Origin of the sequence: Pseudoalteromonas sp. OOF1S-7 (genome assembly GCF_022347765.1) — a bacterium.
Classification (GTDB): domain Bacteria; phylum Pseudomonadota; class Gammaproteobacteria; order Enterobacterales; family Alteromonadaceae; genus Pseudoalteromonas.
In genome coordinates this window covers 59,460-84,616 of sequence record NZ_JAKRFZ010000008.1, presented here as the reverse complement: position 1 = coordinate 84,616, position 25,157 = coordinate 59,460, and the positions used below count along the sequence as shown (strand labels likewise).

The 25,157-nt window shown below is 48.0% G+C and carries 19 protein-coding genes; 15 read left to right on the top strand and 4 right to left on the bottom strand.

Annotated elements, in window-relative coordinates:
• The first annotated feature begins 71 nt into the window (after positions 1-71).
• The 4 genes from MHN33_RS13065 to MHN33_RS13050 all read left to right on the top strand — a co-directional run bounded on the left by MHN33_RS13065 (position 72) and on the right by MHN33_RS13050 (position 5,112).
• Positions 72-800 carry an FNR family transcription factor gene (locus MHN33_RS13065; protein ID WP_239398410.1) on the top strand — a complete coding sequence of 243 codons (729 nt, stop codon included), beginning with the start codon at positions 72-74 and terminating at the stop codon, positions 798-800.
• Positions 801-900: 100 nt separating this feature from the next.
• Positions 901-1,824, top strand: coding sequence for a universal stress protein UspE (gene uspE, locus MHN33_RS13060; protein WP_239398409.1), 924 nt, complete (start codon positions 901-903; stop codon positions 1,822-1,824).
• Between the two features lie 148 nt (positions 1,825-1,972).
• Positions 1,973-2,890: a tRNA 2-thiocytidine(32) synthetase TtcA gene (ttcA, locus tag MHN33_RS13055; RefSeq protein ID WP_239398408.1), complete on the top strand. Its 918-nt coding sequence runs from the start codon at positions 1,973-1,975 to the stop codon at positions 2,888-2,890.
• 230 nt (positions 2,891-3,120) lie between these two features.
• Positions 3,121-5,112 (top strand): methyl-accepting chemotaxis protein, encoded by a 1,992-nt coding sequence (locus tag MHN33_RS13050; RefSeq protein WP_239398407.1) that lies wholly within the window; start codon positions 3,121-3,123, stop codon positions 5,110-5,112.
• Between the two features lie 54 nt (positions 5,113-5,166).
• On the opposite strand, the gene arsJ is transcribed toward MHN33_RS13050, so the two are convergent.
• Together arsJ and MHN33_RS13040 are read right to left on the bottom strand one after the other, a co-directional pair.
• Positions 5,167-6,366: an organoarsenical effux MFS transporter ArsJ gene (gene arsJ / locus MHN33_RS13045; RefSeq protein ID WP_239398406.1), complete on the bottom strand. Its 1,200-nt coding sequence runs from the start codon at positions 6,364-6,366 to the stop codon at positions 5,167-5,169.
• A 3-nt stretch (positions 6,367-6,369) separates the two neighbouring features.
• Positions 6,370-7,383, bottom strand: a complete 1,014-nt coding sequence (locus tag MHN33_RS13040) for an ArsJ-associated glyceraldehyde-3-phosphate dehydrogenase (RefSeq protein WP_239398405.1) — start codon at positions 7,381-7,383, stop codon at positions 6,370-6,372.
• A 230-nt stretch (positions 7,384-7,613) separates the two neighbouring features.
• Between MHN33_RS13040 and rsmF the strand changes: the two genes are divergently transcribed.
• The 3 genes from rsmF (at position 7,614) to map (ending at position 10,492) form a co-directional block, all read left to right on the top strand.
• Positions 7,614-9,053: a 16S rRNA (cytosine(1407)-C(5))-methyltransferase RsmF gene (gene rsmF, locus MHN33_RS13035; RefSeq protein ID WP_239398528.1), complete on the top strand. Its 1,440-nt coding sequence runs from the start codon at positions 7,614-7,616 to the stop codon at positions 9,051-9,053.
• Positions 9,054-9,480: 427 nt separating this feature from the next.
• Positions 9,481-9,693, top strand: a complete 213-nt coding sequence (locus MHN33_RS13030) for a ParD-like family protein (RefSeq protein WP_239398404.1) — start codon at positions 9,481-9,483, stop codon at positions 9,691-9,693.
• Positions 9,668-10,492 (top strand): type I methionyl aminopeptidase, encoded by an 825-nt coding sequence (gene map / locus MHN33_RS13025; protein ID WP_239398403.1) that lies wholly within the window; start codon positions 9,668-9,670, stop codon positions 10,490-10,492. The genes MHN33_RS13030 and map overlap by 26 nt, the downstream gene beginning before the upstream one ends.
• Here the strand turns inward: map and MHN33_RS13020 are convergent.
• The gene (locus tag MHN33_RS13020; RefSeq protein WP_239398402.1) at positions 10,467-10,715 is read right to left on the bottom strand and encodes a YkgJ family cysteine cluster protein; all 249 of its coding nucleotides are present in this window, start codon (positions 10,713-10,715) and stop codon (positions 10,467-10,469) included. The genes map and MHN33_RS13020 overlap by 26 nt on opposite strands.
• Before the next feature lie 221 nt (positions 10,716-10,936).
• Here MHN33_RS13020 and MHN33_RS13015 point away from each other — a divergent pair, with 221 nt between their 5' ends.
• The 4 genes from MHN33_RS13015 to MHN33_RS13000 all read left to right on the top strand — a co-directional run bounded on the left by MHN33_RS13015 (position 10,937) and on the right by MHN33_RS13000 (position 18,406).
• Positions 10,937-12,112: an efflux RND transporter periplasmic adaptor subunit gene (locus tag MHN33_RS13015; protein WP_239398401.1), complete on the top strand. Its 1,176-nt coding sequence runs from the start codon at positions 10,937-10,939 to the stop codon at positions 12,110-12,112.
• Positions 12,113-12,115: 3 nt separating this feature from the next.
• Positions 12,116-15,259, top strand: a complete 3,144-nt coding sequence (locus MHN33_RS13010) for an efflux RND transporter permease subunit (protein WP_239398400.1) — start codon at positions 12,116-12,118, stop codon at positions 15,257-15,259.
• A gap of 197 nt (positions 15,260-15,456) precedes the next feature.
• Positions 15,457-17,805, top strand: a complete 2,349-nt coding sequence (locus tag MHN33_RS13005) for a hypothetical protein (RefSeq protein WP_239398399.1) — start codon at positions 15,457-15,459, stop codon at positions 17,803-17,805.
• 163 nt (positions 17,806-17,968) lie between these two features.
• Positions 17,969-18,406: a hypothetical protein gene (locus tag MHN33_RS13000; RefSeq protein ID WP_049863006.1), complete on the top strand. Its 438-nt coding sequence runs from the start codon at positions 17,969-17,971 to the stop codon at positions 18,404-18,406.
• A gap of 105 nt (positions 18,407-18,511) precedes the next feature.
• On the opposite strand, the gene MHN33_RS12995 is transcribed toward MHN33_RS13000, so the two are convergent.
• Complete coding sequence (locus MHN33_RS12995; protein WP_239398398.1) at positions 18,512-20,776, bottom strand: acyl-CoA dehydrogenase; 2,265 nt, start codon at positions 20,774-20,776, stop codon at positions 18,512-18,514.
• Between the two features lie 148 nt (positions 20,777-20,924).
• On the opposite strand from MHN33_RS12995, the gene MHN33_RS12990 reads away from it, so the two are divergent.
• The 4 genes from MHN33_RS12990 (at position 20,925) to MHN33_RS12975 (ending at position 25,109) form a co-directional block, all read left to right on the top strand.
• Positions 20,925-22,736, top strand: coding sequence for a M2 family metallopeptidase (locus MHN33_RS12990; RefSeq protein ID WP_239398397.1), 1,812 nt, complete (start codon positions 20,925-20,927; stop codon positions 22,734-22,736).
• A gap of 118 nt (positions 22,737-22,854) precedes the next feature.
• The gene (locus MHN33_RS12985) at positions 22,855-23,664 is read left to right on the top strand and encodes an ABC transporter permease subunit (RefSeq protein ID WP_239398396.1); all 810 of its coding nucleotides are present in this window, start codon (positions 22,855-22,857) and stop codon (positions 23,662-23,664) included.
• Positions 23,661-24,578, top strand: a complete 918-nt coding sequence (locus tag MHN33_RS12980) for an ABC transporter ATP-binding protein (protein WP_239398395.1) — start codon at positions 23,661-23,663, stop codon at positions 24,576-24,578. Before MHN33_RS12985 ends, MHN33_RS12980 begins: the two co-directional genes overlap by 4 nt.
• Positions 24,579-24,617: 39 nt before the next feature.
• A complete protein-coding gene (locus tag MHN33_RS12975; protein ID WP_239398394.1) occupies positions 24,618-25,109 on the top strand; it encodes a histidine phosphatase family protein in 492 nt (163 codons plus the stop codon).
• Positions 25,110-25,157 lie beyond the last annotated feature (48 nt).

Genomic DNA, 25,157 nt, shown 5'->3' with positions numbered 1-25,157 from the left:
AGTTCAAGTATTAAAATATGACCGCATCTAATAGAATGTCATTAACGTGCGTCATAGATAACGGATTTGTTATGGATTTAAGTAATCGTTCAAAAAGTCAATGTACTATTAGCTGCAATAACTGCAGTATCAGCCAATTATGCCTGCCCTTTTCTTTAAACGGCAGTGAAATGGATAAGCTGGATGAAATCATCGAGCGTAAAAAGCCGCTTCATAAAGGGGACTTTTTGTTCGAATCGGGAAGCGAGCTCAACTCAATTTTTGCTGTACGTTCCGGTTCTTTTAAATCCTATACACTTTCTGAACAGGGCGATGAACAGATCACCGGATTTCACCTTGCCGGAGATTTAGTTGGATTTGATGCCATCAATAAAATGCAACATCAGAGTTTTGCTCAGGCACTCGAAACATCCATGGTCTGTGAAATCCCATTTGATACCTTAGATGAACTGGCTGGTAAACTGCCAAAACTCAGGCAACAAATCATGCGTCTGATGAGCAGCGAGATAAATTACGATCAAGAAATGCTACTGTTACTCAATAAGAAAACCGCAGAAGAGCGTCTGGCAACTTTTATCTACAACCTGTCTAACCGCTTTGGTGAGCGTGGATTCTCACGCAAAGAGTTCCGCTTTACCATGACCAGGGGCGAAATAGGCAATTACCTGGGGTTAACCGTTGAAACAATAAGTCGTCTGCTGAGCCGTTTCCAAAAAGCGGAAATCATCAAAGTAGAGGGTAAATTCATTACCATTTTGAATATTGAAGAGCTGGCCAAAGCAGCTGCAATTTCTCTTTGATCTAAGGCAATTAACGGCTCACTTTTCCTTTATACCGTGGCGATTTCGATTACACTGTAAACAGAGTTGAAATCGTCCGTGCAAGATTTAGGAGCCCATTATGGAACAAATCAAACGCATTCTCACCATCATAGATCCGACCAAACAGCAACAGAACAGCCTGGATCGTTCTATCAGTCTGGCGCAAAAAACAGGCGCGAAGATCACAGCCTTTTTATCCATTTATGATTTTTCTTACGAGATGACGACTATGTTATCGCGAGAAGAACGTGAGGCGATGAGAGAAGCGGTGATTAAGGACCGTGAAGCCTGGATTTCAGAACTCACCAGTGGCTATCAAGACATTGAAATCGAAACCAAAGTGGTGTGGCATAACCGACCTTACGAGGCGATTATCAAAACCGTGCTTGAACATGAATTTGATCTCGTCATCAAAGCCACTCATCAGCATGATACACTTAAATCCGTAATTTTTACTCCGACAGACTGGCACCTGATCAGAAAGTGCCCAGCCCCTGTATTATTGGTCAAAGATCATGCCTGGCCAGAAGCTGGCGAAATACTGGCGGCGGTCAATGCGGTCAGTGATGATGAGCAGCACCAGGCGCTGAATCATCGTATTATCCAAGATGCTCAATTCTTATGTGAGCTTGCCAATGCCTCCTTAAGCCTGGTTAATACTTATCCGGCAACCCCAGTGAACATCGCTATTGAGATACCAGAGTTCAACCCGTCTCAATACAATGAAGCGGTGAAGAAGCACCACGAAGAAGAAACCTGGGCACTGGCGCAGCGATTTGGCCTGAGCGACAACCAATGTGTGATTAAGGAAGGCCTGCCTGAGGATGTGATCCCGCATATTGCAAAACAAAAAAATGCCGAGCTGGTTGTGATTGGTACCGTCGGACGTACAGGTCTCAGTGCAGCACTGGTTGGTAACACGGCAGAGCACGTCATCGACAGCCTGGACTGCGACGTACTGGCCCTTAAACCTGACGGTTACAAAAGCCCGTTAGCACAATAAGCCCAATATCATTATCGGCACCGAACAGGTGCCGATCCTTTCCTATTTTTGCCTGTTCATAATCACACCGCTAATATTGCAGTTTACTGGTCTGGCGGTATAATGCGCCCTTATTTATTTTTGCCGTCATTTTTATATAGGGGGGCGAGTGTCTCACTCACAAGAAGCAAAGCAAGCATATAGCCTAAATAAGTTGCAAAAACGCTTAAGAAGGCTGGCCGGTCAGGCTGTAGGCGATTTTAATATGATCGAAGAAGGCGACCGCGTAATGGTTTGCCTGTCTGGCGGTAAAGACAGTTATACTTTGCTGGATGTGCTGCAACATCTACAGCGCGTTGCCCCCATTAAGTTCGACGTGTTCGCCATCAATCTCGATCAGAAGCAACCGGGTTTTCCAGAGCATATTCTGCCCGAGTATCTTGATACCCTTGGCATAGAATACAAAATCGTCGAGGAAGATACCTATTCAATCGTAAAAGATAAGATCCCCGAAGGCAAAACCACCTGCTCTCTTTGCTCTCGTTTGCGTCGCGGTATTTTGTACCGTACAGCCAAAGAAATGGGCGCAACCAAAATTGCGCTGGGTCACCACAGAGACGACATGATTGAGACCATGTTTTTGAACATGTTTTACGGCGGAAAATTAAAAGGTATGCCACCTAAGCTGATGAGCGATGATGGTCAGCATATGGTGATACGTCCCCTTGCCTACTGTAAAGAAGCTGATATCGCGCAATATGCCCAAAGCCAGGCTTTCCCCATCATTCCCTGTAACCTATGTGGTTCTCAAGAAAATCTGCAACGTAAACATGTTAAAGCCATGCTCAATGAATGGAATAAAACTCATCCGGGCAGAATTGAGAGTATTTTTACTGCTATGCAAAATGTAGTGCCATCACACCTTGCTGATCACGCTTTGTTTGATTTCCAGGGACTGCAAAAAGACAATGTGATTGATGGTGGCGATATTGCGCTCGATAAGCCAGAGTTTCCAAGTGTCCCTGCTAATGCAGAACAAGAGGAAGACGAGCAAACCGTTCAAATTCAGGCAATTGAGCTCAGTTAATTTATATGCCGGGTGCGCCAGCACCCGGTTTCTGCCACCACAGACCCCTGCCATATAGCATCACATTACTGACTGTAAGCAAGCTGGAACAAAAACAAAAATAAGAATTTAGTTTCTTTTTTTTAACTTTTAAAATGACAGAGTTCCCACTAGAGGGATTTTTGTTTACAATATGTGATGATAATCATTTTTAATTGCATTTAGCAAAATAACCTTAAGTCAGGTACCCCATGTCTACCAAACTACGTTTGTTGATCTCCTTTTTACTGGTTGGCTTATTGCCTGCCACATTTATGGCAATCACATCCCTTATTACCGCATCCGATGCGCTGGAACGTCAAGCCTATAATCAGCTGACTTCAATCAAACATATTAAACATCGCCAGATTAACGATTACTTTAGCGCGCGGCAGGCTGATTTAAGCCTGATAGCCAAACAATGGCAACAGCTGGTCAGTGCCAATTCAGATTTGGATACGGGGCAACTGGCACACAGTCATCATGCTTTATTTAAACACTTTATTGAACAAAAAGGATTTTATGACTTATTCATCATAGATACAGACGGCTACATTGGTTACACAGTTGCACAGGAAAGCGATTATCAGACTAATCTGAGAACAGGGCCGTACCGCGATTCAGGGCTTGCCCAGCTGTTTCGTAATGCACTCAATGGCAAGCAATTCTCAATCACCGATTACCAGCAGTATGCTCCCAGCAACAACGAACCTGCTGCGTTTATTGGTGTACCTGTTCAAGTCAATGGACAAACTCACTCCGTCATAGCATTACAGATAGCCATTGATACAATCAATGATATTATGCAACAGCGTGATGGCATGGGAAAAACCGGTGAATCTTACCTGGTTGGCTCAGACCTGAGAATGCGCTCAGATTCCTTTTTGGATCCCGCTGCACACAGTGTTACAGCCAGCTTTGCCGGGTCAGTTGCACAAAATGGTGTCGATACGCTCGCGGTCAGGCGAGGCTTGCAGGGCTTCACTGATACGGAGTTAATCATTGATTACAACGGCAACCCCGTATTGTCCGCTTACATGCCGTTCCAGTTCACAAACTTAAACTGGGTATTGTTGAGTGAAATTGATAAAGCAGAAGCATTCGCGCCCATTTATAAATTGTATTGGTTTATTGCGCTGATTGGCGGAGTTGCCACTTTTACAATAATATTAACCACCTGGCTAATCGCTAATTCAGTGTTGCGCCCTCTCGGCGGAGAACCCAGCATGATGCGTGATATCAGCGAACGTATCGCTTCAGGTGACTTGCGCCAGGACTTCAGTCAGGATACTAATGTCACCGGTGTTTACGGTGCAATGAGACAAATGACCAGCTACCTCACAGGGGTGATTGGGACAATCAGCGAAACCACCTCCCAGCTTGCTGTCACAGCCAGCCAGACCAGTGCCGCCAGTGAGCAGGCCAACACCAGTTTGCAAGAACAACACGCGAACATAGAGCAAGTTGCGCTTGCTATTAATGCGACCGCTCAGTCAATCGAAAGTGTTGCCAGTAGCGCCAACCAGGTTGCCGTGCTCAGTGTTGATACCGAAGCAAGCACCCAAGCTGCCAGCAAGACGCTGGCACAATGTGTTTCGAAAATGATTACACTTGATCAGGTGATAAGCGACTCGGAATGTGCCATCAAGGATGTGGAGTCCGGCGCCCAGAATATAGGTAAAGTGATTGAGGTGATCCAGGCGATTACCGAACAGACCAACCTGCTGGCACTGAATGCCGCTATTGAAGCAGCCCGGGCTGGTGAACACGGGCGCGGTTTTGCTGTGGTCGCTGACGAAGTGCGCCAACTGGCCTACAAAACTCAGCAATCTACGGGTGATATTGAATCGATGATCCTGGAACTACAAGGCGCAACGACACAGGCCGTTGATAAAATGCATCAGTCAGCCGAAGTCGCTCAGGCCTCGATTTCAGCTACCAATGAAAGTGCTGCCAGCCTGCAAAAAAGCGTTGCGCAGATCCAGGAGATCTCTGCAAGTGCCCGGCGCATTGCCCAGGAGGCGTTGCAACAAACCGAAACCACAGAAGAAATCAGTTACAATATCGGAGCGATTAAGCAAGCGGCTCTGGATAACGCGGCGGGTGCCGATCAGGTAGCCAGCGCCAGCTTAGATCTGGACAAGCAATCGAGAAAGCTTAAGCAAATTACTGCCAGCTTTAAGCTGCCAGAAACAGTTAGTTGAATAACAGGCAAGCCATCTGGTTAACCGGCTGACTTGCCTGGCCTCGAGTTCAACTTACCTGGTATGACGTTGCAATCCAAAAGTGAGCAACGTCGCAAGTATGAGTAAAGCACTGGAGATCAATAGGCAGCTAATCAGACCGCCATACTGATACGCCAGACCAGATAAAATAGTGCCAGCAAGGCGCCCCATGGCATTTGCCATGTAGTAAAATCCCACATCCATTGATACCCCATCTGCATCAGCAAAGTGAACTATCAAAAAGCTGTGCAGTGAAGAGTTGACGGCAAATACTGCCCCAAAGAGCAGTAGGCCCGCAATTATAGAAACCTGGATGTACCACTGTGACCACAATGCCAGCGCAATCGCGGCAGGAAGCAAGGTAAGCGCTGCGACCCAGATAAATGCTTGCTGGCTACTTGAGCGCTGCTTGCCCAGCAATTTGGGTGCGTTGGCCTGAACCAGTCCGTAAGCAATCACCCAACAGGCCATAAATCCGCCAACCCACCAGTGATCCCAACCAAATACACTGGCCAGATAAACAGGCAGCGCCACCACAAACCAGACATCACGAGAGGCAAACAAGAATAACCTTGCAGCCGACAACCAGTTAACCTGTTTACTGGTCGAAAACATCTCTGAAAATTTCGGCTTGTGTTTTTTCTTGCCCAGATCCTGCTTCAGCAGCAGTAAACTAAGCACCCAGGTTAGCAGTAACATTATGCTCATAAACCACAATGCCCCCTGAAAACCCAGCTGTGTCAGCAGCACCCCTCCCAAAAAGAACCCAACTCCTTTGAGAGCGTTCTTAGAGCCAGTCAGTATCGCAACCCACTTAAACAAGACGCCGTCCTGCTCTTTGGGCACCAACAATTTTATCGCGCTTTTTGCACTCATCTTATTAAGGTCTTTGGCAATGCCAGATAGGGCCTGTGCGACCATTACGTAAGCAACACTTAACCATTGCGGTTCTACAGCTAACATTAGCAGCGCGACAATTTGCAAAAACAAGCCAACATTCATGGTCTTGTTCAGACCCATTCTGGCACCCAGCCAGCCGCCTACCAAATTGGTTACCACACCAAATACTTCATAGAGTAAAAACAATGACGCGATGGCGATAGGGCTATAACCCAGCTGGTGGAAATACAGCACCACCAGCATTCTCAGTGCACCATCAGTCAGTGTAAACGACCAATAGTTACCAGTAATTACCAGATACTGCTTGATGGGCGCGGATAACTGCTGAAACACGCCTTATCCCCAGCGCTGCGCAATGACGTAACGAACCAGATCGGCAGTACGGTTTGCGTAGCCCCATTCGTTGTCGTACCAAACATAGAGTTTCACTTGAGTGCCATTCACAACCATAGTCGATAAAGCATCAACGATGGCACTGCGCGGATCGGTTTTATAATCAACAGACACTAAAGGGCGAGTTTCGTAGCCCAAAATACCGGCCAACTCCCCTTGTGCGGCCTGCTCCATCCAGCTGTTTATCTCTTCCACCGTGGTTTCTCGGTTGACTTCAAACACACAGTCTGTAATCGAGGCATTGGTCAGTGGCACACGCACAGCGTGACCATTTAGCTTGCCTTTCAGTTCGGGAAAAATATGAGTAATGGCAGTCGCCGACCCGGTTGTCGTCGGAATTAAACTGGTGCCACAAGAACGTGCTCTGCGTAGATCTTTATGGGGCGCATCAATGATAGTCTGCGTGTTGGTGATGTCATGAATTGTGGTCATCGACCCATGCTTGATACCAATGTTGTCCTGCAGTACTTTGACAACCGGTGCCAGACAATTCGTTGTACACGAGGCGGCTGTCACAATTGGGTGAGATTCAGCTTCAAATAGCTGCTGGTTTACGCCCATTACAACATTCAATACCCCTTCTTCTTTCACCGGTGCAGTGACCACCACCTGTTTGACACCCTGCTCAAAGTAACCCGCCAGCTTGTCCTTACTTTTTAGTTTGCCACTGGCTTCCACTATCAAATCGCAGCCCGACCAGTCTATCGCCTCGGTGCGTGTTTGTTGCGTCACCACAACACGTTTGTCCGCAATCACCATCGTCTTTTCATCGCTGGCTTCGGCTTCCCATTCCCACTTTCCATGCACTGAATCAAAGTTCATCAGATGGGCCAGTGTATATGCATCACCGCCCGGATCGTTGATTTGTACAATTTCTATGTCTGCCGTTTGCCACAATGCCCGCATGGTCAGCCTGCCCATGCGCCCGAATCCATTGATACCTACTTTGATTGTCATATGAGTTACCTTATTTTAATTACACCAGTCTGTTCTGACTGCACTCAGGATGACCCCGCCACCACTGATTCAAATATGTGAAATATGTTATATATGTTTTTTCGTATATTCAAGATAAAATAAGCAAGTACCATCTTGCTAAAAGGAATATAGCCTGTCGGGGAGAGTCTATCCCCGAGCGATGTCAATTAGTGGTAAACTAGCCACATAAAAAGCAAGAGATAATGACTTTGGACAACAAAACTTATATTCCCGATGAGTTCATTGCCGATGTCGCCAGCTACATTCCGGCGCACCTGACGATGGACGATTTTATTGCCAGCTGCCGCAAGGGCCTGAGACGCGCAGTGCGCGTCAATACTCTTAAGATGTCGCAACAAGCGTTTGAACGCGAGGCAGCGAAACTGAACTGGCAAATTGAGCCGATCCCCTGGTGCGCGCAAGGCTACTGGTTAAGCCGGCCGGCCGACGAAGAAGCCACGTTGCCTATTGGTAACACGGCGCTGCACCTGAGCGGTTGTATCTATGTGCAGGAAGCCAGCTCCATGCTGCCTCCCATTGCGCTGGCTACTTCGCTAAACCCGGGAGATCGGGTGCTGGATATGGCCGCTGCGCCAGGCTCAAAAACGTCTCAGCTGGCCGCTTTAATGGAGAATCAGGGCATCCTGGTTGCCAACGAGCTATCCTCTTCCCGATTAAAGACACTGGCCGCTAACCTCAAGCGCATGGGCGTTGCCAACTGTGCCCTTTCTCATTTTGATGGTCAGGTATTCGGCGATTATATGTATGAGAGCTTTGACCATATCTTACTGGATGCCCCTTGTTCTGGCGAAGGGACAGTCCGTAAAGACCCTGACGCACTCAAAAACTGGTCGCTGGCATCCAATCAGGACATTGCAGAAGTGCAAAAAACGCTGATCCACAGTGCTTTTATGGCCCTCAAACCCGGCGGCACTTTGGTATACTCTACCTGTACCCTGACCCCACTGGAAAACCAACAGATCTGCGATCATCTGCTCGACGCCTTCCCGGGAGATGTCGAGATCATTTCACTCCACGATCTGTTCCCCGAGGCAGATAGAGCCGTGACAGACCAAGGCTACCTGCATGTCTGGCCACAAATCTACGACAGCGAAGGCTTTTTCATCGCCAAGTTCAAAAAAACCGGTCGCGCTCAAAACCCGCAACAAAAGACTAAGAAAGGACAATTCCCATTTTCTCCCTGCTCCAAAAAAGAATTACAAACGTTTGAGACCAGTATCCGTCAACAATTTGGGGTAGCATCACTGCCTGGTCAACTGATGAGCCGGGATAAGGAGTTGTGGCTCTTCCCGCAAAACATGGATACGTTACAGGAAAAAATTAAATACTCTCGCATTGGTATCAAAGTCGCGACCACACACAAAAATGGTGTCAAACTTGAACATGAATTTGCTACCTGCCTGGGCCAGCTGGCCACAAACAATGTCTTTGCACTGGATCCCACTCAGGCAAAAGCTTACTTTCAGGGACAGGATATTCGTCTAGACTCCCCTGGTCCTGCACAAGGTGAGGTTATACTTACGCTATGTGGCGCACCGGTCGGCCTTGGCAAGTGGCAGAAAGCCAAAATCAAAAACAAACTACCACGCGACTTAGTCCTGAATGGTCAGTTGATAACTTGGGTATAACCTGAATAAAAGGTTTTGATAATTTTAAGACGATTCATTCATATAAAGGTAAGTAACTGTTTTAAAATGAATAATTATTATTTCAAATGTTTGTAAATTTTATGAAGCCTTAGCTACACTTAAATGACTTTCTACTTCTCCCTTGTAATTAGAAGGTGTTTTTAAGTTAGCGCACGGCTCCCAAATTTGAGCCTTTCCCTAAGCCCGACTCTCACCGAGTCGGGCGTTTTTTATCTGCCCTAGATAGCTTACATACAGTTACTGACGAGGTTATACCAATTTGCTTAATTAAGTAAAGTTGGTATTACTGCAGCATTCCGCGCCCTGCTCTCTTAAGCCACAATACGCCTCCTTAAATTCACAGTGTTGATCATCTTTGCATATCAATATATGATTCATATACGAAATATATATATGACGCATATTCATGGGCATAGTTAAAATCTCTGAGGAATTACACGAAGAGCTACGACAGGCAAGCCAGGTTATGTCGCGCTCTATCAATGCACAGGCTGAATTTTGGATCAAGATGGGCCGGCTGGCTGAGCTGAATCCAGATATGACCTTTGCTCAATTGATCAGACAACAACTTAATCACACAAGGAGTGACTCCATTGACTCAGGTCACATTGAAAAATAAAGCGGCTATTGCGCTTATGCAGGACTCTGGCGCACTGCTTGCCCAGGTTTTTAAGGCTCTTGATGAGCACGTAAAACCTGGTGTAACCACATTACAACTGGATGAGTTTGTTGAGCATTATATTGTGGAAGTACTGGGTGCCATTCCCGCCAGCAAAGGCCAGTATGGATATCCGTACTCCATCAACACATCCGTCAATGAAGTCGTTTGCCATGGTATGCCCAGTGCCAGGCAGGTTATCGCTAAAGAGGATATTCTGAATATTGATATCACCCTGAAGCATCAGGGTTATATTGCTGATTCAAGTAAAATGTACATTATGCCTCAAGCCAATGCTACCGCCCGTTCACTGGTTGATGACACCATCACCGCATTGTGGCGTGGGATTGAGCAGGTCAAGCCCGGCGCAACACTGGGAGATATTGGCCATGCTATTGGTGATTTTGCCCGGTTAAAGGGGCTCAGCGTTGTCAGGGAGTATTGTGGCCACGGCATTGGCACCCAAATGCATGAAGCACCCGAGGTATTACATTTCGGTCGTCCGGGGACTGGGCTAAAACTTGAACCAGGCATGACCTTTACCATCGAACCTATGCTCAATCGGGGCAGTCACAGGGTTAAAACACTCAAAGATGGCTGGACAGTGGTTACCCGGGATCGCGCTCTATCCGCTCAGGCGGAACATACTATCCTGGTCACTCCAACCGGGTTTGAAGTTCTAACGTTACGAGAAGAAGAAAAAGCAGCTGGGTTATTGGCTACTGAGTTGCCGACTAAGTACAGTGCTCAAGCTCAGTGATCAACCACATGGCATGTTCATTGTCTGTACCGCACACATCCTCGCAGGGCACAAAGTCACCACATACTTTGGGCCGGCGGGGATCTCCAAACAATTTACACAGATTGTCGTCATCCAGCTGAACACAGCGCTCCCCCGCGGGCTTTCCCTGAGGCATTCCCGGAATTGACGAACTGATACTTGGTGCTATACAGCATGCACCGCAGCCTAAACGACACTCCATCTAACCCTTCATAATTTGGTTTAAGTAAATAAAGCGGAGCAGTATACGTCATTCCGCTTTTGAAAACACTAGACTCCGGGTATAGAAGTAAGCATTCAGACATCATTGCAATGCCTTGTTACATAATTTGAAATGATTAAAACACCTAGACACATCTGTTCGCGTATCCTTAACCAGGTTAGAGAAATTGATTCAACCGTTATTGATGGAAGGAATAACTTGTGGCTAGTAAAAAACAAATTCTATTACCCGTTGCGGTGCTACTCGGTGGCCTGGCCACCGCTTTTGCATTTTCGGCAATGAAGCAACCGCCCGAAGAAAAACCTGAAAAAGTCATTCATCCCTTGGTTGAAGTTCAGCCGATAGATATGGCCCCTATGCAACTTATGGTCGATTCTTACGGGCTCGTCACCCCTAAGTACAGCACTGAATTGGTCGCCCAGGTCAGCGGCCAGTTGATCGCGCTGTCAGATAAGTTTGTTAAAGGTGGATTTGTTCGTCAGGGCGAAACCCTGGCCCGGATTGACCCCAATGATTATGAAGCGGCATTAATTGAAGCCGAAGCCAGCCTGGCTCAGGCACATTCTGCACTGGAAATTGAACAGGCACAGGCCCATGTTGCAAAGACCGAATGGCAACGCATCAAAGACAATGCCCAATCGACCATTCCCTCTGAACTTTATTTGCGCAAGCCTCAGCTTGCGGAAAAACTGGCGCGCTTCAAAGCCGCACAAGCCAGCGTAAAGCGTGCCAAACGTAATCTGGAACGCACCTATATCAAGGCCCCCTACGACGCTATCATCACCAGCCGCTCGTTAAGTCTCAGCAGTGTCGTAAACCCGGGCAGTACGCTGGGTGTGATCAACGCAACGTCGGTTGCCGAGATCCGCCTGCCCGTTGCGGACCACGAACTCAGATATTTGCGTAACAACGGCCTGCAAGCCAGTGTATCTTTATCAGCCAAGGTTGCAGGACAAGCGGTGACCTGGCAGGGCAAGATTGTGCGTAGTGAAGGAATTGTCGACAACAAAAGCCGTATGACCTACCTGGTTGCTCAGGTCGATACACCTTATGCGGATCAAACGCAGCCCTTGCGCTTTGGTACGTATCTGACTGCGCAAATCGAAGGTATCTCTGTTAGCAATGCAATGCGTATTCCTCGCCACCTGATCCGCGACGGTCAGGTCGCACTGCTCGACCAAAATCAAAAACTAACCTTTAAGCCTGTCACCGTGATCCGCGAAGTAGACGGATATGCAGTGGCAACAGAGGGTCTGATTGATGGGCAGCAGCTCATTACTTCTGCCCTGGAATATCCAACACAAGGTATGCAGTTACGGCTGGATAGTGCGCCTGCACTGGCCACAGACACCCAGCTGGCTTTGAAGGAGGAGTAACCTATGGATGGCACACGTGAAAAAGGCTTAATCGCCTGGTTTGCCCGCAACCCGGTTGCGGCCAATCTGCTGATGATTTTTATTCTGGTGGGCGGTTTGCTTAGCGCCTTTACCATTCGCAAACAAATGTTTCCACAGTTTGAGAACAACTGGCTGAGCGTCCAGGCGGTATATCCTGGCGCTGCGCCGCAGGAGGTCGAAGAAGGGATCACGATTAAAGTGGAAGAGTCGATGGAAGGACTGGAAGGGATCAAACGTCTGATCACCTACTCCAACCGCGGCTTCTCTCAAACCTGGATTGAAGTGGAAGAAAAGTACGACCCACAGGAAGTGCTGGACGAAGTCAAAATGCAGGTTGACTCCATTTCAACCTTCCCGGCTGGTATGGAGCGCCCGATCGTCCGCCGCGATAAGTTTGAGCAGGAAGTCATGTGGCTGTCACTCAACGGCGACATGAACTTCCACCAGCTCAAGCAACTGGGTAACGAGATACACGATGAGATGCTCGCCCTGCCCGGCGTCAATCTGGTGGACTTCAACGGCGGCCTGAATTACGAGATCAGTATTGAGATAAGCCCTGACAGGCTGCGCGAATATGGCCTGACATTCAGAGATATATCAGAAGCAGTTAAAAATTTCTCTGCCAATATGTCGGCAGGCCAGATCCGCTCAGATAATGGTTATATCTCAATGCGGGTCGAAAACCAAGCCTATCGGGGCCATGAGTTTGAGCAGCTTCCCCTGTTAACACTGGCCGATGGTGCTCAAATTAAACTGCGCGATGTTGCGACCATCACCGATGGATTTGAAGAAGGCCTGTTGTACTCTCGCTACAACGGCCGTAACTCCCTGGTATTCGAAGTACGCGCATCCAAAGACCAGGACATTACTAAAGTCGCCCAAGTGATGAAAACTTACCTAGCTGAGAAAGCAACGCGGCTGCCTCAGGGTGTCGAACTTGAGCCCTTTATTGATCTGACCTATTACCTTGAAGGCCGTCTAAACATGATGATAGAAAACATGGCCTGGGGTGGCGTTCTGGTGATGCTGATGCTGGCGTTGTTCTTACGAGTGCGTTTGGCTTTTTGGGTCATGATGGGTCTGCCAGTTTCGTTTCTTGGCGCTTTCTTGTTTATGCCGATGGGCATGCTGGATGTCACCATTAATCTGGCCTCTCTGTTTGCGTTTATTCTGGTGCTCGGCATTGTGGTCGACGATGCCATAGTGGTTGGCGAATCCGCCCACGCGGAAATAGAAAAACACGGTCACAGCCTGGACAACGTTGTACGCGGGGTGAAGCGTGTTGCCATTCCGGCCACCTTTGGAGTGCTCACCACTGTGGCCGCGTTTTTGCCTCAAACGTTTGCAACCGGTCCTGCCGCCGCATTCTCCAAAGCCATTGGTGGGGTCATTATCCTGTGCCTGCTATTCTCTTTGGTCGAATCTAAGCTGATCCTGCCTGCCCACCTTGCAGCAATGAAAGACCGCCCGGATAACCCTAAAAACCCACTACACCGTGCCCGAGCGCTAATTGATGGCGCGCTGAAGAACTTTATTGAGAATCTGTATCGCCCCTTTATTGAGCGCTGCATTCACTATCGTTACACTGTAATCGTAGGCTTCCTGTCTATTATCATAATCAGCGCCGGTATGTTTGCCGGAGGTCTGGTCAAGTTTGTGGCAAATCCAAAAATCCCTCATGATTTCCCGCGCATCACCATAGATATGAACTTGTCATCTTCCGAGTCTGCAACTCTGGCTACAGCTAAAAAAGTTGAGCAGGTTATTCTGGATGTTGAAAAGCAAATTGAAGCGCAATATGGCACAAAGATGATCAAAGACTTGTCCGTCAATTTACGAGGCAGAACCACAGCGTCAATCATGGCCATTCTGGTTGAACCCCATAAGCGCCCGATAGACACCTTTGCATTGAGTGCACTATGGCGGGAAAACATGCCGCCCCTGCCTGGCGTAAAATCCTTGAATATTCAGGACAGCATCATGAATGGCGGCCGGGATGATGGTGATATTAGCTTCCGCCTTGAGGGCAAAGATAAAAAAGTACTGCAAGAGGTCGCAGGCAAACTCAAAGAAAAGCTGCGTACCATTGCCGGTGTGGGCGATGTCAATGATTCCATGCAATCCAGCACCGAAGAAGTACAGCTAGAGCTTAAACCTCTGGCATACAGCATGGGCCTGACCCTGGCCGATGTCGCTTCTCAGGTCAACTTTAGCTACTATGGCCTGGAAGCACAGCGGATCCTGCGCCGCGGCGAAGAGATCAAAGTGATGATCCGCTATCCACAAGAGCAGCGCAATACCATCAGTGACATTCAGGCAGTTCGGATCATCACGTCCAGTGGAGCAGAAGTTCCGCTCGGAGAAATCGCCGATATTAACCTGGTCGAAGGGGTTAATCGCATCCGCCGTGAAAACGCCAAGCGGACTATCAATGTGTGGGCCTCTGTAGACACAGATCAAGCTGAACCGTTTAAAATTGCCGAAGAGATCCGCGATGAATACTTGCCTTCTTTGCTACAAAGCTACCCTGGCGTAAGCAGCAGTGTTGCTGGTCGTATTCAGGAAGAAATGGACAGCGTAGCTGAACAAATTCGTGACTTTGCTTTGTCTTTGATGATTATCTTTGCACTACTGGCGATCCCATTGCGTTCATACTCTCAGCCAATACTGATCATGTCCGTGATCCCATTTGGTGTAGTAGGCGCCGTGTTTGGTCACATGGTCCTGGGCATGACTATGAGCAGCCTGTCATTCTTTGGCATCATTGCCGTCGCAGGCGTGGTCGTCAATGACTCGCTGGTTATGGTAGATTTTGTCAACAAAGCGCGTGAACAAGGCATGAGCATTAAAGAAGCCGTTGTGGAAGCTGGCTGCAAACGCTTCCGAGCTATTCTGTTGACCTCACTGACGACCTTTATCGGCCTGGTACCCATTCTGCTGGAAACCAGCCTGCAGGCACAAATTGTCATTCCTATGGCCGTGTCACTGGCTTTTGGTGTGCTATTTGCGACCGTGATCACGCTGATCTTAATCCCTTGCCAATACGTGGCACTGGAAGATCTTAAACGCATTGTAAAACGCATTAAGAAGTCAGACCCTGATCCAGAACCATTGCAACAAAGCTAACAATTTTTATTCATAGTTCTACCCAACCAACTAAGCCCGGCATTGCTCCGGGCTTTTATTTGGGCCTTTGTTAGCCACCGGTTGTTTAATCTTGTTGATTGTTATGAATACACAATCTCACAAATAAACGTTTCCAAAATCGAGCCTTTCTGTTGTACTCTTCTTTTGAAGTGAAAACGCAATAAAAGGAATGAATAATGCGAAATTATTTGCTGCTATCTACTTTTGGGATCCTCGCTGCCTGCGGCGGTTCTTCTAATAATGAAAATAAACCACCGTCAACGGACAGTACTCAACCAGTCGTAAATCAGGCACCCAACATCAGCCTGGAAGGCAACTCTTTGGTTAACGCCGGAGATGTGTTGTCTCTGACTACCACAGTATCAGACCCAGAAAATGATTCGGTGACAGGTAAATGGACCAGCTCCCTGCCAGGAGTTCAGTTTCTCGAAGCAACGGGTAATGCACATCATGTGATTTTTCCGGACGTCGACAAACAGACACAAGTTACACTGACCTACACTGTAACGGACAGTCACAACAATCAGGCAAGTAAAACCTGGCAGGTAACCGTGATGCCCAAGTCCACTGCCGGCCACATTGAGCTTGTCGACGCCCTGACACTGGCAGGTGGGGGACATGCATCCATTACCGCCACCTTTGCGATGACATCAAAGATAGAGAAAATTGACTGGCGTACCGACGGCTTTGAACTGACCAATACGAATACCCAGTCGAGTCATGACACGCGCGCAGGACAAAGTACGTTCAGTGTAAAATTACCTGAGGTCACGCAAACCCAACTCTTTGATATTATATTTGAAATCACCACCAATGACGAAGTCGTCACGAGAACAATCAAAGCGACTTTAGCACCGGAATCTGAGCCATCGCTCAGTGTCAGCCTGCCTGAGCAGTTTGTTATCAATGAAAAAAGTACCCAGACCATCCAACCTGACATTATTCGTACCAATGAGATCATCAGCTATGATTGGCAGTGGCAAGGTACGCCAGCTCCTGCACAGCAGACGCAGGGAAAGTCTTTTTATACCTTTAAGGCCCCTGAGCTCAGTGAGACCCAAACCTTTAAGCTTCTGCTCACCGTAACGATGCAAGGCAATATCCAAAAAACGGCGGAAACATCCGTTGTGGTGCAGAATGTAACCGACCTCAATGCCATTGAACTCTCTTTAGACCGACTTTATGCGGTGCCTGGACAGACGATCACCGTGACGTCAAATCTGACAAATTTCGAAGATGTCGAAAGCGCTTCATGGCTGGTTCACGACTTTAATGAAGAGTTACTCCAGAAGTCGAACGAGAAACTGGTGATCACTATTCCTGATGAAGACACATACCAGACTTCTCCATTGGTGGAGTACAAAGTAAAGCTCAAAAATGGTGCTGAGAAATCGGCTTTTGCTAATTTCAGCTATGTAAGCAAGTCAGTAGCCAAAGATCTGTTGGAGGTAAAAGATCCAGGGGAATTTTCGGTTTATCCGGATTACCCCACCACTTTAGGGCTGGAATTTCGTGGTGACCTTGATATCGAAGAAGTGACAGTTTCAAGCACTGATTATGAGCCTTACGATAGTCTTGAATGGACCCTCGAAGGCCATCATTTAACGCTGAACCTACACAAGAGAACAATTTCTCGCAAAGGTCTCACTGCAATCAAGATCACGGCTAAAGCCGGTGATGTTGTGCGCGAAAGTTTGATTATGGGAACAGCTCATCAAGCCCTGGTCGTCCCCTACGCTGGCGTAACCGAGACCTATATAATGGGCAGTGAAGCACAAGTCTTTGGCCAAGTTTTCCATCTGAATGACAAGAAGGATTTGCCGAGTCACTGGCAGGCCGAAAGCACCAGCGACGACGTAACCATTAAACAGGTATCGGATACCAGTGCATCTATCAAGTATAATGGTGACTTTGAGCGCTACGTGACACTTGAATTTCACGCCACAGATGAGTTTGACCAGACCGATCACAGCGAAGTCAAACTGAGATATGAGAGCAGCCACACCTTCCGAGGTGATGACTATGTTTGTAAGGTGACGGATGGTCAATTTGAATCTTGCCGTGAAGGCGGCTTTGGTCAGCCACTTGATCTGACCGCACCTGCCGAACTCAAACAAGTGATCACCCGGGGCGACTATGCCTGCTTACTTGGCAATTATGGTACTGTGGTTTGTAATGCCAAGGGTGATAATCCAGTGAAAAACGTACCTGCACAATTGCTGGTGACAAAACTTAACGCCGTCGACGCAACCAATGTATGTGCTCAGTTGAATGATGCCAGCTGGCAATGCTGGGGCAGTCGAGGCACTGAGCTGACAGAACTACTGGAGGCAAATGCAACAGTGCATAAAGTGCTGGCAAATGGCGCTCTCACCTGCCTGGTAAGTAACAAAGACATAAAATGTTATGACGGTGACACGCAAACCAAATTGCTCGAAGACATACTGCCACAAGACTTATTAATATATACCAGAGAGATTTGTTACCGCAATGGTAGCGGTACTCTAAAATGCGATATTGAATAAGTTAACTTTCAAACAGTTGCAGTAAGACGCTGCAACTGTTTGCGACCTGTCGCCTCATCAGTCGTGATTCCTCGTTATATACCCCGTATTTTACCAGCCTATACTTTACAAAAGCCCGATTAGAAGACAAACTAAAGTCATAACCCCCTGAATTAATACTAATATGAAATTACTACTTACTTTTTCAACTGTAATCCTATTGATGCTATCTGGTTGTGGTGATGATGATGCAGCGCGTGGGGACAAAAATACTCCAGGATATGCAGCGACAGTGTTTTTTGACGCACTTTATAATAAGAAAGACATGGAGCTGGCACTTAGCCGCTCCACACCGCGCATGGGCAGAATTATGCGCTCTTACGGCACGCCATCTCAATTCGCCAGAAACCTGGTTAACATGCAGTATGATCAGGTAACCATTGAAGTGGACATGACAAACCAGAGCTTAAGAGAGCAATACGGTAACGAAGCCCGGATCAACTTGATCTTTACCGGTATGCTGCATGGAGAGCAGGTCGATGATATGCGAAGTGTTCAGCTTATCAGGCGCAAAGGCGAGTGGTATGTGGACAAAATTAACGCCGACCCTTTTGCTCGATAAACTTATATTTAACCAAAGTGCGATTTCAAGTCATCGCCTCCTGGCTGGTGTGAGTCAGCACAGCTGACCCACACTATCAGCTCAAATACTTGGTTTCAGCTGTGATCAGACGCTTTCATCCACACTCAGAGCTGCACGGCTCGAACGGAACCATTCAGTGAGCAACTCTCGTTCCTCTTCATCAAGAATACATTCAGCAACCGCCATCGCTAATTGCTCATCAGTGTTTAATACCAGCAATTTGATCTGATGGGCTTTTTGCCAGCGCTCAAACTTATGCAGCCCTTGCTCGCATTTAAGATACAACTGAAATGCCTGCTCTAACACCTCCAAACCAGTATGACCTGAGATCTCGCATAAATTACTCACACGTGCCAGCGTCAGTTTATTGCGATACAGACTGTGACATAGTTCCGTAATCAGCCGATCCAACGGCCCGCCCGTCTCAGGACCAAAAGGCATAAACCAGCGTTTTACGATGGTTTTCAATCCGGCAGGTGCAAAGTTATCAATAAATCCGGCATATGCCTGCTCAAACGCATTGAGATGAAACCCCATGGCATAGTGTAGCAATGGTAGGTCGCTACACTGGCGACCATCATCCTCATACTTTTTCAAAACACATGATGCCAGATAAAGCTGGCTTAACATGTCACCTAATCTGGCTGAGCGCATTTCCTGAAGCTTAAGTTTCCCTCCGAGTATCAGCATCGCCAGGTCGCTTAATACGGCTAATATCTGGCTGTATCTGGTTAGGATTTTATAATAGCGAGCCACCTCACCCGCAACAGGCGAAGATGAAAAAACATCGCAGGTTAGCCCGCTAAATGTGGCTTTGAGAAAGGTTTTACAACTGTGGGCCAGATGTTGAATGAATACCTTATCAAACTGTTGCAGAGCTAAATCCGCGTCTTGCTCCTGGGCAGCTGCCATTTCCTTTAATATGTAGGGATGACAGCGTGTCGCTCCCTGGCCGAAAATCATCAGATTACGCGTGAGAATATTTGCTCCCTCCACCGTAATGCTAATGGGCATCCCCTGATAATGGAGTGCGAGATAATTCAGTGGACCACGCTGGATAGCTTTTCCGCCATGTAAATCCATCGCATCATTAATGGTGATCCGAGCCATCTCCGTAAGGTGGTATTTGGCAATTGCCGTGATCACTGCTGGGCTCTTATTGAGATCGATGGCCAGGGCGGTATTTTGCCTTGTCGCCTCTATACTGTAACTCAGCCCTGCTACCCTGGCCAACACGGCCTGAACGCCTTCAAAGCGCCATAAAGGCTGCTTAAACTGCCGTCTGACGCAGCAATAAGCCGTTGCTGACCTGGCACTTAATTGTGCCGTACCGGCACTTAAGGCAGGCAAAGAGATACCGCGTCCAGCACTCAGACAAGAGACCAGCATACGCCAGCCTTTACCAATTCCGCCGACATCGCCAATTACCCAGTCCATTGGAATAAAAACCCCCTGCCCTTGAGTCGTACCGTTCATAAATGCCAGCCCCATAGGGTCATGCCTCGGACCGACTTCAACTCCATCATGGTCAGTGGGGATCAAGGCACAGGTAATGCCTAATTCCGTTGTATCGGATAGCAACTGATCGGGGTCATACACTTTGAAGGCAAGCCCCAGCACCGAGGCCACCGGCGCCAGAGTGATATAACGCTTTTGCCAGGTAACTTTCAGTCCCAAAGTCAATTCCCCCTCAAACTCTTGTTTACACACAACAGCAAAGTCGGTAATACCACCGGCATCCGAGCCCGCTTCTAAAGAAGTTAATGCGAAACAAGGCAGCGCAGAGCCATCAGCCAGCTTGGGCAACCAGATTTGTTGCTGTTGTGGTGTGCCAAAGTGAAGCAACAGCTCGGCCGGGCCAAGGCTGTTAGGTACCATCACGGTCACTGCTGTCGACAAGCTGCGAGTAGCTATTTGCGCCACGATGGCGGAGTTTGCCTGCGCACTGAAGGCTCTGCCACCAAATTTCTCAGGAATAATAAAGGCAAAAAACCCCTTTTCTTTCAGATACTGCCATACCTCAGGCGGCAAGTCGCCAGTCGCGCAAATCTGGCTTTCATCCAGCATCGTCATCAGCTCAGCCAGCTCATGCTCAATAAAATCGATTTCCCGCTCGCTCAGTGCAGGCTTACCCGTTTGCAACCACTGTGACCAATTCGGCTGCCCGCTAAATAAGCTGGCATCCCACCAGGTATCACCGGCTTCCATGGCTTCACGTTCAGTCTGAGACAACTGGGGTAAAGCGCGTTTAAAATAAGCCAAAGCCGGACTTGAAACAATTTTTAGCCTGACTTCCTTTACGTAGAAAATCAAACACACAGCAATAATGAGCAGTATCAGTAACCACATAATATCGGCACCTCCCGGTTGATGGCGCTTTAAGTATGGAACAAATGTCACTTATCTCAATATTTTTGCCCTGCTCGTGCGACGCGAATTGTCGCAGCCATTCGACGCTGGTATGATCGAGTTTCTAATAACGATAATTGGAACAATGATGGCACTACAATTCAAACTCAGCCTGGGCGCCCTGGTGGTTGCCGGGGCACTCTCTCTGAGTGGATGTAACTCTACCAACACGTCAACCCTGACTGAAAAAGACGCTGAAGCATTTCTAACCAAAGCAGAAAAAGAACTGCAAGACCTCAGTTATCGCAGTGCACGTTCAGCCTGGATTTATGCCAACTTCATTACAGAAGACACGGCTTCACTGGCCGCTGACGTTAGCCAGGAATACACTGAAAAAGTAGTCGCATTGGCAAATGAAGCAGCCAAGTTTGATGAACTGGAACTCAGTTACGACAATCGCCGTAAATTGGATAAGCTAAAGTTAAACCTGACGTTGCCTGCGCCAAAAGACGCCGAAAAAACAGCGGAACTGGCTAAGCTATCAGCCGAACTGGATGGCATGTACGGCAAAGGTAAGTACTGCAAAGACGGCAACTGCATGAGCCTGGGTGAAATGACAGCCAAGATGGCCAACAGCCGAGACTATGAAGAGCTGCTAGATATATGGCAAGGCTGGCGTCAGGTTTCCCCACAGATGCGTCCTTTGTATAAAGATCTGGTTTCTTTAGCAAATGAAGGTTCACAAGAACTGGGGTATCGTGACACTGGTGCGATGTGGCGCAGTAAATACGACATGCCTGCCGATGACTTTGCAAAAGAACTTGACCGCATCTGGGGCCAGGTAAAGCCTTTATATGACTCACTCCACTGTCACGTTCGTGCCAAACTGGGCGAAAAATATGGCGAAGATAAAGTACCACAGGATCAGCCAATACCGGCGCATCTGTTAGGTAATATGTGGGCACAGCAATGGGGCAACATCTACGACCTGGTTGCGCCGGAAAATGCTGATCCGGGCTATAACGTGACCGAGTTACTTGAAAAGCATAACTACGACGAAATCAAAATGGTCAAAGGCGCCGAGAAGTTCTTCACTTCAATGGGCTTTGAACCACTGCCAGAAACATTCTGGACTCGCTCACTCTTCACTAAGCCACAGGACCGTGACGTACAGTGTCATGCATCAGCGTGGAACCTGGATAACAAAGACGACCTTCGCATCAAAATGTGTATACAGCGCACCGGTGAAGAGTTCTCAGTCATTCACCACGAGTTAGGCCACAACTTCTATCAGCGTGCCTACAACAAGCTACCGCTGTATTATCAGGAAAGTGCCAACGATGGTTTCCACGAAGCAATCGGTGACACCATAGCGCTGTCGGTAACGCCTGGTTACCTCAAAGAGATTGGCTTGCTAGATCAGGTGCCTGACGAGTCAAAAGACATTGGCCTGCTGATGAAAATGGCACTGGACAAAATTGCCTTCATTCCTTTTGGTCTGTTAGTTGACCAATGGCGCTGGAAAGTATATTCCGGCGAGATAAGCCCGGCTGAATACAACAAAGCCTGGTGGGAATTACGCGAGAAGTATCAGGGCCTTCAGGCGCCTGTTACACGTACTGAAAATGACTTTGACCCAGGTGCAAAATACCATGTGCCAGGCAATGTTCCTTATACGCGTTACTTCCTGGCGCATATTCTACAATTTGAATTCCACAAAGCCCTGTGTGAAATCTCAGGTAATAAAGAAGCCATTCACCGCTGCTCTGTGTACAATTCAAAAGAAGCCGGTGAGCGCTTAAATGCCATGCTAGAAATGGGTAGCAGCCGCCCATGGCAAGAAGCACTGGAAAGCGTTACAGGCAGCCAGCAAATGGATGCCACCGCTATTCTGGATTACTTTGCCCCACTTCAGAGCTATCTGGACGAGCAAAATAAAAACCGCCAGTGCGGTTGGTAATCAACTCCTATAACAAAGGAGCCTGCGGGCTCCTTTGTTATTCGCCACACTCTGAAACAATTCTCCGCTTTTCCCCGCTCTGACTTTTGCGTTAAGGTAGGCGCAAAAGGAGTGCACTATGTCACTAAAAAGAATCATATTACTAAGTCAGTTTGAACTGACGCGCTTGTTTGCCACTAAACGAGGCTGGCTTGCCCTGGCAGCCTTTACTATGGTTTGGCTAATCATCTTACGCTACCCCATCTATCACGCTGTGTCCGTGCTCAGAAGTCCTGAATTCTCCGATATTGCCATTCAAATCGCGGGGTCTATTGGACTCTACCAGCTGGTGCGTTGGCCTGAGGCTGAGTTATCGGTCTACTGGATCATCGCCCTATTCACTTTCCCATTGTTCACCTTGTTCGTCAGTGCCGATCAGACAGTCGAAGACGCTAAAAGGGGGACGCTCAGGTTCCTGACATTACGTGCCAGCCGCAGTGAGATCTTACTAGGGCGTTTCTCCGGCCAAGTACTTGTGTTATTCGCATTGATATCGGTCTCCGCTTTGGCTGCCTGGCTGTTAATGCTGACTCGTGATACTTCTTTGCTGTTTAGCGGATTAGGTAAGGTGGTCGCAGTCATTGTACTACTTGCTCTGACTACCTTGCCCTTTATTGCATTGATGGCATTACTCAACCTTCTCGCCAGTTCAGCCCGCCTGAGTATCATTTATGCCAGCTTGCTGTTCACTGTTGGTAACCTGCTGATAGGCTATCTGGCAAGCTATATAGAGCTTGCACATTGGTTGTATTATGCCCTGCCAGGTGTACACATCAGCCACATAGCACCTTGGTACAACATTAATTGGCAGTCAATCGCAACACCAATACTGCAATCAGTAGCACTTTTGAGCCTCGCTAACTGGCTAATCAAGAGGAAAGACCTATGAGTCCAACGACATCAACCGCCATTGAGGTCCTGAACCTGACTAAACGATTTGCCCAGAAGCGCGCACTGGATGACGTCAGCTTTCGCGTAGATACTGGCAGCACCATTGCCCTGGTCGGTCCCAATGGGGCAGGAAAAACCACATTATTCAGTATCTTGTGTGGCTTTTTGCGAGCTGATTCAGGCAATGTTCGGGTCTTTGGTCACACACCGGGCGAAAGTTCACTGTTCAGTATCCTCAGTGCTTTGCCACAGGATGCCCAGCTAGATCCGCGTTTTTCTGTGGGCAAACAGCTGACCTTTTACGGCCAACTTCGGGGGTTAAATCGCCGCGAAGCGCAACAGGAAACAGCTCGTGTTCTTGAGCTAGTCGACCTCAGCGACCAGCTCAAAGCCAAAGCCTCTGAGTTGTCACATGGGATGAGAAAACGCATTTGCATTGCACAAGCTTTGATTGGACAACCCAAAATTGTGCTGCTGGATGAGGCAACGGCCGGGCTAGACCCCATTAATGCAAAGGCAATCCGCTCTTTGATTGCCGATTTAAGTAAAGACATCACCTTTATGCTGAGCTCGCATGACTTGAGTGAGCTGGAGCGCTTATGCGACACCGTACTCTACCTAGAGCAAGGCAAGCTCTCCAGTCATCAACGCTATGCGCAGAATGAGTCGGATACGGCGTTTCTGACTCTTCAGGTACAACAGTTATCTGACGTGATGAAAGAGCAGATAGCACACCTCAGTGGGGTTAAAAATGTCAAACAATCTCAACCCGATGAACTTGTCATTGAGTATGATGTCAGTCACAAGGCGCTGGATATTGCCTTGCTGGAGTTATGTCATCATCATGGCTGGCGATATAAGCAGCTAGTTAACGGCAACACACTTGAAAACCAGCTGTTCGCTACACCTTAAGCTACAATAATATGGTACTTACGCGCAGCCAGGTAGACAATGAATAAAACACTCAGACTTATTCGCCATGCGAAATCAAGCTGGCAGGACACTCAGCTGCACGATATCGACCGACCACTTAAGCCGAAAGGTGTGCGTCGCACACTGGCACTGGCCGCGCAACTTGGGTTGCTTCCACTAACACACATATTTACCAGCCCGGCACGTCGGGCGCAGGATACCGGACATATTCTCCATGCAGAGTGTCAGGTGAGCAAGGCTGTTGAAGTGATCCCGGCACTTTATACCTTTGATGCAACGGATCTGATGGATTGTTTGCACCTGCTACCAGATGAGTGCTCTGATGTTACTGTGGTGGGCCATAACCCGGCAATGACAATATTGATAAATCACCTGAGCACTCTTAAGCTTGATAACCTGGTGACTGCCGGTTATGTGGAGCTGAGTATACAAACCGCACAATGGCACAAAGTGACGGCGGACACAGTCACATTAACGCGCTGTATTTTCAGGCCTGAAAAGGCTGGCTAGCCAGGTTGGGCACTACGCAAGCCGCACTGCCCAGATATATGAGCTGCG

Coding starts and splice junctions, on each gene's coding strand:
- MHN33_RS13065 (WP_239398410.1), top strand. CDS start 72: ATGGATTTAAGTAATCGTTCAAAAAGTCAATGTACTATTAGCTGCAAT.
- uspE (WP_239398409.1), top strand. CDS start 901: ATGGAACAAATCAAACGCATTCTCACCATCATAGATCCGACCAAACAG.
- MHN33_RS13050 (WP_239398407.1), top strand. CDS start 3,121: ATGTCTACCAAACTACGTTTGTTGATCTCCTTTTTACTGGTTGGCTTA.
- MHN33_RS13040 (WP_239398405.1), bottom strand. CDS start 7,383: ATGACAATCAAAGTAGGTATCAATGGATTCGGGCGCATGGGCAGGCTG.
- MHN33_RS13030 (WP_239398404.1), top strand. CDS start 9,481: ATGGGCATAGTTAAAATCTCTGAGGAATTACACGAAGAGCTACGACAG.
- MHN33_RS13020 (WP_239398402.1), bottom strand. CDS start 10,715: ATGGAGTGTCGTTTAGGCTGCGGTGCATGCTGTATAGCACCAAGTATC.
- MHN33_RS13010 (WP_239398400.1), top strand. CDS start 12,116: ATGGATGGCACACGTGAAAAAGGCTTAATCGCCTGGTTTGCCCGCAAC.
- MHN33_RS13005 (WP_239398399.1), top strand. CDS start 15,457: ATGCGAAATTATTTGCTGCTATCTACTTTTGGGATCCTCGCTGCCTGC.
- MHN33_RS13000 (WP_049863006.1), top strand. CDS start 17,969: ATGAAATTACTACTTACTTTTTCAACTGTAATCCTATTGATGCTATCT.
- MHN33_RS12995 (WP_239398398.1), bottom strand. CDS start 20,776: ATGTGGTTACTGATACTGCTCATTATTGCTGTGTGTTTGATTTTCTAC.
- MHN33_RS12990 (WP_239398397.1), top strand. CDS start 20,925: ATGGCACTACAATTCAAACTCAGCCTGGGCGCCCTGGTGGTTGCCGGG.
- MHN33_RS12985 (WP_239398396.1), top strand. CDS start 22,855: ATGTCACTAAAAAGAATCATATTACTAAGTCAGTTTGAACTGACGCGC.
- MHN33_RS12980 (WP_239398395.1), top strand. CDS start 23,661: ATGAGTCCAACGACATCAACCGCCATTGAGGTCCTGAACCTGACTAAA.
- MHN33_RS12975 (WP_239398394.1), top strand. CDS start 24,618: ATGAATAAAACACTCAGACTTATTCGCCATGCGAAATCAAGCTGGCAG.